At 56.8% G+C, this 11,992-nt stretch carries 13 protein-coding genes; 6 read left to right on the top strand and 7 right to left on the bottom strand.

Features of this window, described 5'->3' with window-relative positions:
• The first annotated feature begins 33 nt into the window (after positions 1-33).
• Positions 34-1,104, top strand: a complete 1,071-nt coding sequence (locus IM284_RS07525) for a LacI family DNA-binding transcriptional regulator (RefSeq protein WP_047367766.1) — start codon at positions 34-36, stop codon at positions 1,102-1,104.
• 102 nt (positions 1,105-1,206) lie between these two features.
• Positions 1,207-4,299, top strand: coding sequence for a beta-galactosidase (locus IM284_RS07520; protein WP_047367616.1), 3,093 nt, complete (start codon positions 1,207-1,209; stop codon positions 4,297-4,299).
• A gap of 33 nt (positions 4,300-4,332) precedes the next feature.
• On the opposite strand, the gene IM284_RS07515 is transcribed toward IM284_RS07520, so the two are convergent.
• Positions 4,333-5,151 (bottom strand): nickel/cobalt efflux protein RcnA, encoded by an 819-nt coding sequence (locus IM284_RS07515; RefSeq protein WP_088205225.1) that lies wholly within the window; start codon positions 5,149-5,151, stop codon positions 4,333-4,335.
• 133 nt (positions 5,152-5,284) lie between these two features.
• Here IM284_RS07515 and IM284_RS07510 point away from each other — a divergent pair, with 133 nt between their 5' ends.
• On the top strand, positions 5,285-5,557 hold the full coding sequence (locus IM284_RS07510; protein WP_028012182.1) for a metal/formaldehyde-sensitive transcriptional repressor: 273 nt from the start codon (positions 5,285-5,287) through the stop codon (positions 5,555-5,557).
• Here the strand turns inward: IM284_RS07510 and IM284_RS07505 are convergent.
• On the bottom strand, positions 5,550-7,115 hold the full coding sequence (locus IM284_RS07505) for an EAL domain-containing protein (RefSeq protein WP_047367618.1): 1,566 nt from the start codon (positions 7,113-7,115) through the stop codon (positions 5,550-5,552). The genes IM284_RS07510 and IM284_RS07505 overlap by 8 nt on opposite strands.
• 219 nt (positions 7,116-7,334) lie before the next feature.
• Here IM284_RS07505 and IM284_RS07500 point away from each other — a divergent pair, with 219 nt between their 5' ends.
• Positions 7,335-7,595 (top strand): type B 50S ribosomal protein L31, encoded by a 261-nt coding sequence (locus IM284_RS07500; RefSeq protein ID WP_006176933.1) that lies wholly within the window; start codon positions 7,335-7,337, stop codon positions 7,593-7,595.
• A gap of 2 nt (positions 7,596-7,597) precedes the next feature.
• Positions 7,598-7,738, top strand: a complete 141-nt coding sequence (gene ykgO, locus IM284_RS07495) for a type B 50S ribosomal protein L36 (RefSeq protein WP_003859006.1) — start codon at positions 7,598-7,600, stop codon at positions 7,736-7,738.
• Here ykgO and IM284_RS07490 read toward each other — a convergent pair.
• Positions 7,735-8,445 (bottom strand): GNAT family N-acetyltransferase, encoded by a 711-nt coding sequence (locus tag IM284_RS07490; protein WP_045259912.1) that lies wholly within the window; start codon positions 8,443-8,445, stop codon positions 7,735-7,737. The genes ykgO and IM284_RS07490 overlap by 4 nt on opposite strands.
• 101 nt (positions 8,446-8,546) lie before the next feature.
• On the opposite strand from IM284_RS07490, the gene IM284_RS07485 reads away from it, so the two are divergent.
• Positions 8,547-10,007, top strand: coding sequence for a PLP-dependent aminotransferase family protein (locus IM284_RS07485; protein ID WP_047367619.1), 1,461 nt, complete (start codon positions 8,547-8,549; stop codon positions 10,005-10,007).
• Here the strand turns inward: IM284_RS07485 and IM284_RS07480 are convergent.
• The 4 genes from IM284_RS07480 to tomB form a co-directional block, all read right to left on the bottom strand.
• Positions 9,979-10,446 (bottom strand): YlaC family protein, encoded by a 468-nt coding sequence (locus tag IM284_RS07480; RefSeq protein WP_028012186.1) that lies wholly within the window; start codon positions 10,444-10,446, stop codon positions 9,979-9,981. The genes IM284_RS07485 and IM284_RS07480 overlap by 29 nt on opposite strands.
• A gap of 116 nt (positions 10,447-10,562) precedes the next feature.
• The gene (gene maa / locus IM284_RS07475) at positions 10,563-11,114 is read right to left on the bottom strand and encodes a maltose O-acetyltransferase (RefSeq protein ID WP_028012187.1); all 552 of its coding nucleotides are present in this window, start codon (positions 11,112-11,114) and stop codon (positions 10,563-10,565) included.
• A 209-nt stretch (positions 11,115-11,323) separates the two neighbouring features.
• Positions 11,324-11,542, bottom strand: a complete 219-nt coding sequence (locus tag IM284_RS07470; protein WP_008499287.1) for an HHA domain-containing protein — start codon at positions 11,540-11,542, stop codon at positions 11,324-11,326.
• Positions 11,543-11,569: 27 nt separating this feature from the next.
• Entirely contained in the window at positions 11,570-11,944 is a 375-nt protein-coding gene (gene tomB / locus IM284_RS07465; RefSeq protein ID WP_028012188.1) for an Hha toxicity modulator TomB, read from the bottom strand.
• Positions 11,945-11,992 lie beyond the last annotated feature (48 nt).

The following is an 11,992-nucleotide window of genomic DNA, read 5'->3' as shown; positions in this document are numbered from 1 at the left end:
ATAGACGCTTCGAAAATCGCGATGCCAGAACGCATGAAAGCAATCACTCTTTATGATGTCGCCCTCCTTGCGGGGGTTTCTTATCAGACCGTTTCCCGCGTGATTAACGACGCGGAGCACGTCTCTGCCCGCACGCGGGAAAAGGTGCAGCAGGCAATGGCGGAGCTGCATTACGTTCCCAACCTGCGGGCGCAGCAGCTGGCGGGGAAACGCACCCGTACGCTGGGGCTCATCACCACCGATCTGGCGCTGCACGCGCCTTCGCAAATTGTCTCGGCGGTAAAATCCCGGGCTGCAGGGCAGGGGGCGAGCGTCCTGATTTCCATGGTGGAGCAGCCGCAGCAGTGTCAGGCGGCGCTTCAGGCGCTGCTGGCGCAGCGGGTAGACGCGCTGCTGGTAAATGTGCCGCTTGACGATCCGCACGCCGAAGCGCTCAGGTCGCTGGCGATGCCCGTCCCGGTGCTGTTCCTCGACGTGTCACCGTCAGCGCAGGTAAATAGCCTCGTGTTTAACGCCGAAGAGGGGGCACGCCTGGGCGTTGAGCATCTGCTTTCGCTGGGGCATCAGCATATTGCCCTGTTGAGCGGGCCGGAAAGCTCTGTCTCTGCGCGCGCGCGTCTGGCGGGATGGAAAGCGACGCTGGCGCAGGCGGGTCTTGACGCGGCTGCGGTGGCCTACGGCGACTGGAGCGCGGCCAGCGGCTATGAGAAGGGACATGTGCTGCTCTCGGGGGCGGTACTGCCGGATGCCATTCTGGTGGCGAACGATCAGATGGCGCTTGGGGTAATGCGCGCCTGTGCGGAAAAAGGGATAGCTGTTCCTGGCCAGATATCGTTGGTCGGGTTTGACGATACGGCCGACAGCGCCTGGTTTTCTCCGCCGCTGACGACCATTCGTCAGGCGTTTCGCGAGGCTGGCGAGCGCAGCGTGGAGTGGCTTCTGTCCCCCAGCGGGGGGGAGGAATGCTGGCAGGTTCAACTGCCGGTAACGCTGGTGACCCGACATTCCAGCGCGCGCCGCACCCCGCAGCAGGCCGAACGCGAGGATCTGGCGCAGCAGCTCAGAAGCCTGGCCCTCCTTGCCGGGCAGCTTGCCCGCAAATAAAACTTTGTGATCGGACTCGCTACCCCGCGATTGCGTGCTTTACCGTCGCCGGGTGCCAGGGCATGTTAACCAAAATTGTGAGCGCTTCGCAAAGAGGTTAATATGCCCAACACTTTATCGCTGACTCTCAGCGCCATTCTGGCCCGACGGGACTGGGAAAACCCGGGTGTCACCCAGTGGAACCGTCTGGAAGCACATGCGCCGTTACACAGCTGGCGTCTTGAACAGCCTGCCCTGGATGATGCTGTATCCGCCAGCAGACGCTCCCTCAATGGGGTGTGGCGATTTAACTACTTTCCTGCACCTGAGCAAATCCCGGAGGCGTGGGTAACCGAAGACTGTGCGGACGCCGTTGCGATGCCCGTGCCGTCGAACTGGCAGATGCAGGGGTTTGACACGCCCATCTATACCAACGTCACCTATCCTATCCCCGTTAATCCGCCTTTTGTGCCGCAGGAAAACCCAACCGGCTGTTACTCGCTCACATTTGATGTGGATGACGCGTGGCTTCAGAGCGGGCAGACCCGCATCATCTTTGACGGCGTGAACTCTGCGTTTCATCTGTGGTGCAACGGGCGGTGGATGGGCTATTCCCAGGACAGCAGGCTGCCTGCCGAATTCGATCTCTCGACGGTCCTGCGGCCCGGTGAGAACCGCCTGGCGGTCATGGTGTTGCGCTGGTGCGACGGCAGCTATCTGGAAGATCAGGACATGTGGCGCATGAGCGGTATTTTCCGCGATGTGACGCTGCTGCATAAACCCGAAACGCAGATTGCCGATTATCGCGTGGTGACGGACCTGAATGCGGAGCTGGACCGCGCGGTGCTTAAGGCAGATGTCGCGCTGGCAGGGGCGGGCTTTGCAGACTGCGAGGTGGTCTTTACCCTGTGGCGCAAGGGTGAAAAATGCGCCAGCGTTTCCCGGCGTCCGGGGTCTGCCGTTGTGGACGAGCGCGGCAGCTGGGACGAACGCTTAACGGTGGCGATCCCCATTGACCGTCCCGCGCTCTGGAGTGCTGAAACGCCGGAACTGTATCGCCTGACGATGGCGCTTCTCAGTCCGCAGGGCGAGGTGCTGGAGGTTGAGGCGTGCGATGTGGGCTTCCGCCGCGTTGACATCAGCAACGGCCTGCTGAAGCTTAACGGTAAGCCGCTGCTGATCCGCGGGGTTAACCGTCACGAGCATCACCCGGAAAACGGTCAGGTGATGGACGAGGCGACCATGCGTCGCGACATCGAAATCATGAAGCAGCATAACTTCAACGCAGTGCGCTGTTCGCACTACCCGAACCATCCGCTGTGGTACAGCCTTTGCGATCGCTACGGACTGTACGTCGTTGACGAAGCCAATATTGAAACCCACGGCATGGTGCCGATGAGCCGCCTCGCTGACGATCCACGCTGGCTGCCCGCCATGAGTGAGCGCGTAACCCGCATGGTGCAGCGCGATCGCAATCATCCCTCAATTATCATCTGGTCGCTGGGTAACGAGTCCGGCCACGGCGCGAATCATGATGCGCTGTACCGCTGGCTGAAAACCACCGATCCCACGCGCCCGGTACAGTACGAAGGCGGCGGGGCGAATACGGCGGCGACCGATATTGTTTGTCCGATGTACGCCCGGGTCGATTGGGATCAGCCTTTCCCGGCGGTGCCTAAATGGTCAATCAAGAAATGGATCGGCATGCCCGACGAAACGCGTCCGCTGATCCTCTGTGAATACGCCCACGCGATGGGAAACAGCTTCGGCGGGTTTGCGAAATACTGGCAGGCGTTTCGCAGCCATCCTCGCCTGCAGGGTGGGTTTGTCTGGGACTGGGTCGATCAGGCGTTGACAAAGAAAGACGAAAAGGGCAACGCGTTCTGGGCCTACGGCGGGGACTTTGGCGATACGCCGAACGATCGCCAGTTCTGCCTCAATGGCCTGGTCTTCCCCGATCGCACGCCGCACCCGGCGCTGTACGAAGCGCAGCGCGCCCAGCAGTTCTTTACCTTTACGCTGGTCAGTACCTCTCCGCTGGTGATTGAGGTGCAAAGCGGCTACCTGTTCCGCCCTACCGATAACGAAGTGCTGAGCTGGACGGTTGCCCGGGATGGGAAGGTACTGGCTTTGGGGGAGGTGACGCTGGCGATAGCCCCTGAAGGCGTTCAGCGTCTGGAGATCGCTCTGCCGGAATTGAAAGCCGGGCCGGGGGAAGTCTGGCTGAATGTTGAAGTGCGCCAGCCGCTGGCAACGCCGTGGTCACCGGCAGGCCATCGCTGCGCGTGGGAGCAGTGGACGCTTCCCGCTCCACTCTTTATTGCACCGCCAGTCCCGGCGGGCGAGCCGCCGGTTTTGACGCAAAACGACCGCATCCTGGCGATCGCGCATGGTCAACAGCGCTGGCAGTTCGATCGCGCATCCGGATACCTGACTCAATGGTGGCGAAATGGCGTTGAAACGCTGCTTTCACCCGTGACGGATAACGTCAGCCGCGCGCCGCTGGACAACGACATTGGGGTGAGCGAAGCGACGCGCATCGATCCAAACGCGTGGGTTGAACGCTGGAAAGCGGCGGGTATGTACGATCTCACCTCGCGCATGCTGCACTGTGAGGCAGAGCAGCATGCGCGTGAGGTGGTGGTTACCACGCTTAATGTCCTGGAGCATCGCGGCAGGGCGCTGTTCCTGAGCCGTAAAATCTGGCGGGTGGACGAGCAGGGGGTTCTGCATGGCGACATTCAGGTCGATATTGCGTCTGATATCCCGGAGCCCGCGCGCATTGGCCTGAGCGTTCATCTCGCTGAAACGCCAGAAAAGGTTGACTGGCTGGGGCTAGGGCCGCATGAAAACTACCCGGACAGAAAGCTGGCGGCGCAGCAGGGGCGCTGGACACTGCCCCTGGCAGACATGCACACGCCGTATATCTTCCCGACGGAAAATGGTTTGCGCTGCGATACCTGCAAACTTGTGCTGGGTGCGCATCAGCTGAATGGCGCGTTCCATTTCTCAGTGGGCCGCTATAGCCAGCAGCAGCTGCGTGAGACAACCCATCATCATCTGCTGCGGGAAGAGCCGGGGTGCTGGCTTAACCTCGATGCGTTTCATATGGGGGTGGGCGGCGATGACTCCTGGAGCCCCAGCGTTTCGCCGGAATTTATCCTGCAGACGCGCCAGCTTCGTTATACCTTTAGCTGGCAGCAGACTCTTATCTGACCAGAAAGGCGGCCACCGGGCGTGGCCGCCTGCTTACGCCAGAATGCCACTCAGGCCATGCAGGCTCATGTAAATCCCTACCACGATAATCAGCGCGGCGGAGATCCACGGCGCTTTGCGGGAAAGTTCGCTAAATCCGGGCCAGCGTTTTGTCGCGTGCTTAAGGCTTAAGGCGGCAATCGCGCCGGAAGCGACCAGCGTTAACGCCAGACCGATGCTGAAGCTGAATACCAGCGTCGCGCCGAGCGCAAAATGCTTCAGCTGCAGGCAGATCAGCAGAACGGTGATGGACGCCGGGCAGGGGATAAGCCCGCCGGTCAGGCCAAACATCGCGATCTGTCCTGTCGTCACGTTTTGTCCGTTAAAGCGCCGGTTGATATCCTGCGCGTGCGCGCGCTGGTGGGCGTCCTGCCACTCCTCTTCAACCAGCGGGTGTTCATGGTGATGGTCATGATCATGGTGGTGATCATGGTCATGATGGTGGTGGCAATCGTGATGATGATCGTGTGGCCGGCTCTCTTTCCAGGTTCGCCACGCCATCCACAGGGCGATTGCAACGATCAACACTCCGGAGATCAGCTGAAACCAGGGTTCGGACGTATGTGCGTCCCAGCCGCGGCCAAACCATAGTCCTGCCATGGCAATGATCCAGACTACCGCCGTATGGGAAAGCGTAGCCGCCAGACCGAGCAGCACCGCCTGCTTCAGCGTGCCGCGGATAGCCACGATAAAGGCAGCCATCATTGTTTTTGAGTGGCCCGGCTCCAGGCCATGCAGCGCACCGAGCAGGATAGCGCTGGGAACAAACAGCCAGGCATTACCCTGCTGCAGGAGTGAAGCAAAATCGTTCATTGAAATTTCCAGTATGGAAAGCGTGCGCAAATAGTACTCCCCCCCAGTAGGTTAATACTACCCCCCAGTAGAAAAATACTCAGGGGGAGTAGAGCGTGATATGCTTTAAAAGCCAAAACTGAGGGAGACAGAGATGTCACATACCGTTCGCGATAAGAAGATGTTATTGACTCGCCTGAAGAAAATTCAGGGACAGAGCACCGCGCTGGAGAAAATGCTCAACAGCGATCACGAATGTGCCGAGGTGTTACAGCAGCTGGCGGCGATCCGTGGCGCGGTCAATGGCATGATGATGCAGGTGATTGAAGGGCATCTTACCGATCATGTCGTGAAAGAGCCCGAAGAGGCGCAGCGTGAAGCCGATCTCGGCGTCGTGCTGCAGGTGATCAAATCCTATCTTAAGTAGAGCGCGTGGCGAGGTTGTTCTCTGCCCAAAGGATAAATTCCGTCTTGGGCAGCGCCTTACTGTAGAACCACCCCTGCCCATACTGCACGCCGTGGCGGTGCAGCCAGGTAAGCTGCCCTTCGGTCTCCACGCCTTCCGCCACCATTGCCAGCTGCAGCGACTTCGCCATTTCGATAATGTGCGGCGTTACGTTTTTGTACTCCAGTGCATCCACGAACGATTTGTCAATTTTTAGCGTGTCGACATCGAGATGCTGCAGATAGCTGAGACTGGAATAGCCCGTGCCAAAATCATCAATGTAGACAGGGTGGCCCGAACGGCGAAACGCGGCGATAGCCGGCGCGCTGATTTTGGGGTCGCTAAAGCCACGCTCGGTTAACTCAAGGGCGATTTGTCGGGGATGAATCTGCCACTTATTCAGGAGTTGACTCAGTAAAGGCGGCAGATTACCGGAGGTCAAATCGGCCGGGGCGAGGTTGATGGAGATATGCTGATCGGGGTGGAGCTGCAGCCAGTGGCCCATATCTTCAAACACTTTTTCCATAACTAACTGCGTCAGCTGCGAAATGAGGCCGGTTTGCTCGGCAAGCGGCACAAATATATCAGGCGAGAGACTGCTTCCGTCTGGCTGGGGCCAGCGCGCAAGCGCTTCCGCACCCACGATTTTTCCACTGCACAGCGCCACGATGGGCTGATAGTGAACCACAAAATCGCGGCTGTTAATGGCGTCCAGCAGGCGATTGCGCGGCGACTGGATTCGTCGCAGGATCCGCAGGACAAACAGTGCCGCCAGCAGGCTTATCAGGACGCCAAACGGCAGCCAGAAAAGCAGCTGTCGGTGCCAGCTTTCAGCCAGGGGGGTGAGCGCTGCCCACGTGACGACAGTAAATCCAAGCTCAGGGACTGGCTTCATGACGTACATGGAGCCCTTGTACTGAACGCTGGAGACGCCTCGATCGTTGATCCGATCGCGGATATGCGGATCAAGCGTGTTACTGCTGGCGAAAATAAGATGCGTTGCGCTTCCCACCAGAGCGGCATCAATGGCAATCGCCCCGAAAGGGATCACATCCACAAGCGAGGCAGGATCGACCAGAACAAGGTAATGGCCCTTCCCAAGCACGGCCATATAGCGGTGAAAGCCAAGATCGTTCTGTGCGGTAAGCCACGCGCTGTAGCCATCTTCGGTGATACGCATGGGAGGAGGATAAGCGGCGGATTTACTGGCCTGCTCAAGCGAAGAGCAGAGGGGTTTGAGGTTGTCGATATAGATCACCTCCTGGATATAGCGCCACGAGAACGCGACCCGACGTATTTCCCTCAAATGCAGCGGACTACAGGGAACGCCCTTAAATCCCTGCAGGTGATTTAACGCTTCTTTAGCCTGATCCACGACCCTGTCGGTGCGCATCAGCACCCGAGAAGCATAGCTATCCAGCGCATCAACAAATTTCTCTTCTGCCTGGCGATGGGCAAGCCAGATGCTGAGGCAAATGGGAACCAGCACGGAAAAGATAAGTACGCCAGTCACCAGACTGACCAGATGTCGGGTTTTCATGCTGTCGTTTCCTTTCTCATATGCCCGAATCCGGACGCTGAGTTTCCTGCCTGAAGAGAAAGATTTTACCGCGAAATGAAATAGTTATAGCACGTGGGGGCAGGGTTTTCATGTTATCTAAAGCAAATTAGAAAATATCCTCAGGAGAGAGAGGGTTGTTTTTTCAACCTTACCTGGATATTATTTTGTTATGTTATAACAAAACATAAGGGGTTTATGATGAAACCAAACATCCATCCAGCGTATCGCACCGTGGTATTCCACGACACCAGTGCCAATGAATACTTTAAAGTGGGTTCAACCATTAAAACCGACCGCGAAATTGAGCTCGACGGTGAAACGTATCCGTACATCACTATCGAGGTTTCTTCAAAATCGCATCCGTTTTATACCGGTAAGCAAAAAACGTTTTCCACGGATGGCAGCGCAGCGCGCTTCCGCAAGCGTTTTGGCGGTTTTCTTAATGCGAAGCGGGGCTAACCATGCAGGTGCTTAACTCATTGCGCAGCGCAAAACAGCGTCACCCGGATTGCCAGATAGTCAAACGCAAGGGACGCTTATACGTGATTTGCAAATCCAATCCGCGCTTTAAGGCGGTGCAGGGACGTAAAAAAAGACGCTAGACGCGCGTTTCTCGCCAGCTTTCCAGGGATCTTTTCTGTTTGCCATCGGCAGTAAAATTGTCGGTGGCAAGCCAGCCTTCAAAGGCGCTCGCCAGCGCCGGCCACTCTTTGTCGAGAATCGAAAACCAGTCGGTATCCCGGTTACGGCCTTTTATGACCAGCGCCTGGCGAAAACGGCCTTCAAACTGAAAGCCCAGACGCAGTGCCGCTTTGCGTGATGGTTCGTTCAGGCTGTTGCACTTCCATTCATATCGCCGGTAGCCCAGGGTATCGAACGCGTACCGCATCAGCAGATATTGCGCTTCTGTTGACATGGGCGTGCGGCTTAACAGCACGGAGAAGTGAACGTGTCCCACTTCCACAACGCCGTTTTTAGGATCGATCCGCATCAGGGCCAGCGTCCCGACCGGGGCCTGGGTCTGATTATCGATAACGGTAAAGTGCATCGGGTCAGATAACTCACACACGCTTGCCACCCATTCGGCAAACTCAGCGGCCGTGGCATCGGGTTCACGCAGTAGCCACGTCCAGCTCCGGGTATCTCCGGCCAGAGCATAGGCGGAGAACAGCGCCCCGGCATGCTCCACGCGCAGCGGTTCAAGCCGACAATAATGCCCCTGCAGTACTACCCGGGACGGATGAGGGCGAGGCTGCCAGTCGGTAAGGGCTTCGCCCACAGGTTGTCCAAACTCATTGAATGTCTTCATCTTTATTTCCGTGACGTTGAGAAGAGTTCCAGATTAGAAAATTACTGGTTCCTTAAAAAGAACCACTCGGCTATGTTTTGGTGGTACCACAAGGAGATGAGATGAACATACCGGGCGATGAACTTTATACCTTGCTCCATGCTGCGCTTAAAACGCGTGGGGAAGAGACGCTCCAGCGCGCGCTCTATCTCGCTTTACGGGAGGCCATACTGGGCGGAAGGCTTCGGTCCGGCAGCCAGCTGTCCGGCTCGCGAACGCTGGCGCAGCAGCTTTCCGTTTCACGGAACACCGTCAATGCGGCGCTGGACCAGCTCACGCTCGAAGGCTATTTGCTGCGTAACCGTCAGGGGACGCGGGTGGCGCAATTCGCCCATCGTGCCAGCCCGCGGGTTCTGACCGATCCTGAGGTCAGGCTGGCAAAACGTGTCGTCCAGCTGCCTGCGCCTGTGTCGCGCGACACCCCGGTGATGGCCTTTACGCCGGGAACGCCCGCCATCAACTATTTCCCCTTGCCGCTGTGGCGGCGATTGTACGATCGTGTCCTGCGCGAGGAGGGGAGCGCTCTGCTGGGCTATGGCGACCCGGCCGGTGAGCCGTCGCTGCGGGCAGCCATCGCCCGTCACCTTGCGCTTTCTCGCGGCATTGACTGCGACGCCAGCCAGATTGTGATAACCGAAGGGGCGCTGGAGGGCGTCAATCTGTGCACGATGCTGTTAAGCGAGCCGGGGGATGTCGCCTGGGTGGAAAATCCCGGCTACGGCGGGGCCAAAAGCGCCTTCGTCAAAACCGGCCTTGCGATGATCGGCATACCAGTGGATGACGAGGGAATGTGCTGGGAAGGGCTGCATGCGCCTTCACCTGCGCTCGTTTTCACTTCGCCGTCGCATCAGTTTCCTTACGGGAGCGTGCTCAGCGCGCGGCGGCGTCTGGCGCTGCTGGAACTGGCCCGCCAGCACAAGGCGTGGATCATTGAGGACGATTATGACAGCGAGTTCCGCTATGTCGGCGAGCCCGTACCGGCGATGCTGGGTATGGTCAACAACGCGCCCGTTGTGTATCTGGGAACGTTCAGTAAAACGCTGTTTCCGTCGCTCCGAATGGGGTTCATGGTGTTACCGCCAGCGCTGGCGAAAGCAGCGCGTCCGGCCATCGGCTCGCTGCTGCGCGGCGGGCATCGCGCAGAACAGCGCACCCTGGCGCTGTTTATCGAGGAGGGGCACTATGCCCGTCATCTTGCCGCCATGCGTCGCCTGTATCGTAAGCGTTACCGCCAGCTGCGGGAGGTGCTGAGCGCAGAGCTTTATACTCCGCACCGTGTTCTTGCCGGTGAAGGGGGAATGCACCTGACATTGGCGATTGACGGTATCGACGACCAGCGGCTGGTGGAGAAAGCGAGGGCATTTCAGCTGGCACCTGCTGCGCTGAGCGGCTATTACCTGGAGACGAAGCAGGGGCAAACCGGCCTGGTTTTAGGTTACGGCAACACCTCTGCTTCGCAGTTTGCACCGGGTATCCGACGCCTGCAGGCGTTAATTACGCAGCAGCAGGGCGGGAAAGGGTAAAAACATCATAAAAAGAGAGCTGGCCTTTCGTTGCGACCATTTTCTGCAGCTTCTCTTTGTGCACGGTTTCGACAGCCGGAGAGTGCAGGATGCTGTCGATAAGCTCATTTGGCACAAAACGCGTGTTGTACCATTCGCCGTTGTAGCAGACCCGGAAATCGAGGACGTCGATATCTTCGTAACGGTAGCGGGGATTCACGTCGAAAAAGAAAAAGGCGTTAAACACGACAAACAGCACCACCAGCAGCCAGACGGAGTCCACCAGCGTTTCGGACTTCAGCATGACAATCAGCGTTGCCAGCCAGGCGGCATACATGGCAACAAACAGCCCGGGATGTTTGCGGATAAAGCTAATGCTAAAGCGCGGGCGATTGTCTCGCTTTTCGCGGTGGTTAAGATCGTCGATGGTGGCGGTAAGCAGGCGCTGTATCTCGGTCATTTTTGGCCTTTTGAGAGTTGACAATACAGGGTATCTGCCAATTTTAGGGGAGCCATCCGGCTGAAAAAAGTAACAGTCGGGCGCTAAAAGACCATAACAGTTGGCTCCCCGGATCGTTACAGCGTTTTGATGATTTTCGCCGGGTTGCCGCCCACGACGACGTTAGCCGGCACGTCTTTCGTCACGACGGCACCGGAAGCCACAACCACATTATCCCCGATGGTGACGCCTGGGTTAATGACCGCACGTCCACCAATCCAGACATTATTGCCAATGGTGACGGGCTTACCAAACTCCACTCCGCTGTTACGTTCTTGCGCATCCAGCGGATGGGTGGCCGTATAAATATGAACGCCCGGCGCGAGCATGCAGTTGTCGCCAATATGTACAGGGCAGACATCCAGCATTACGCAATCGAAGTTGGCGTAAAAGTCTTTGCCCAGATAGATGTTATATCCATAGTCACAGCGGAAGCTCGGCTCAATATACGCCCCTTCGCTTTGTCCCAGCAGTTCCGCCAGAATGTTCTGGCGTTCTGTTTTTTCGTCAGGCGCGGTGTGGTTATAGCGGTGAAGCAGATGGCGCGCCCGAAGCCGGTCGGCGCGTAACGTCTCATCACCAGGGCGGTAATGTTCACCTGAAATCATCTTCTGTTTTTCTATGCTCATCGGAAACCTCTCTGGATGTTATTCCTGAAGGGTAATCGCAACAGGCGTTAAGGGGAACGTTCCCGGAAGGCCGATGTGACCACAGTCACAACATTGTTGCTGATGAGCGCGTTTAACACGGAGACCTGGCTTTCGCGCAGGGAGCATAACGGGACAGGTGAATACAGCTTATAACGTGGCGTAGAACCTCTACAGACACACTTCAAAGATTAACGGACAAATTTCCATACAGAAGTAGGGATTTTGTCATACAGCTTATTCATCGTTAGCTCTGCAAGGCGATGGTCAGCGGCTGAATAAAATACCGCCAGTTCATTATCAGAAAGCTCGTATTTATTCTTTTCAATGACGCGTTCAAGGGTGTCAATTGACTGACAACGTCGTAAGCGCATCAAATAATCGATTTTTGTGAGTGGTTTATCAGACATAAATTCACCTTAGTAATTGTAATAATTTTAACAGGAAAGACTAACCGGGTTAGCTCTGCTCACGTTGACGAAACAGCGGAATAGCCGGTTTCCCGATTTACGCCATTTTTGCAAATCCTGAGTGTTAATGCCGTAACTGCTGAACAACATAAAGGTGTCGTCCAGGTATTCATCAATTTGCTCAATGAGCTTATTATCTTCATTGTACTTAATTTTATAATTAAGTGCGAAGGTAGCGATATGCTCTATCAGCTCATTCAACTGTAAATTGATGGCAGACGTTGGGTCATTTACCCAGCCATGGTTGCTTTCATCAAGATTGGCAAGGCAGTCATGGTACAAGGATTCGCAGAGAAATTTCAACTGCGCGATATCATGCCTTTTTGGCGAGTACTCGTCCATAGCGCATCCCCTTCTGAGTGATTTCTTACTCACCGAACATCATTGTCG

It is taken from the genome of Enterobacter cloacae complex sp. P12RS (assembly GCF_014895875.1).
Taxonomy (GTDB): Bacteria; Pseudomonadota; Gammaproteobacteria; order Enterobacterales; family Enterobacteriaceae; genus Enterobacter; species Enterobacter bugandensis.
Note: the sequence above shows the minus strand (reverse complement) of the source record. Positions and strands in the feature narration are given on the sequence as shown.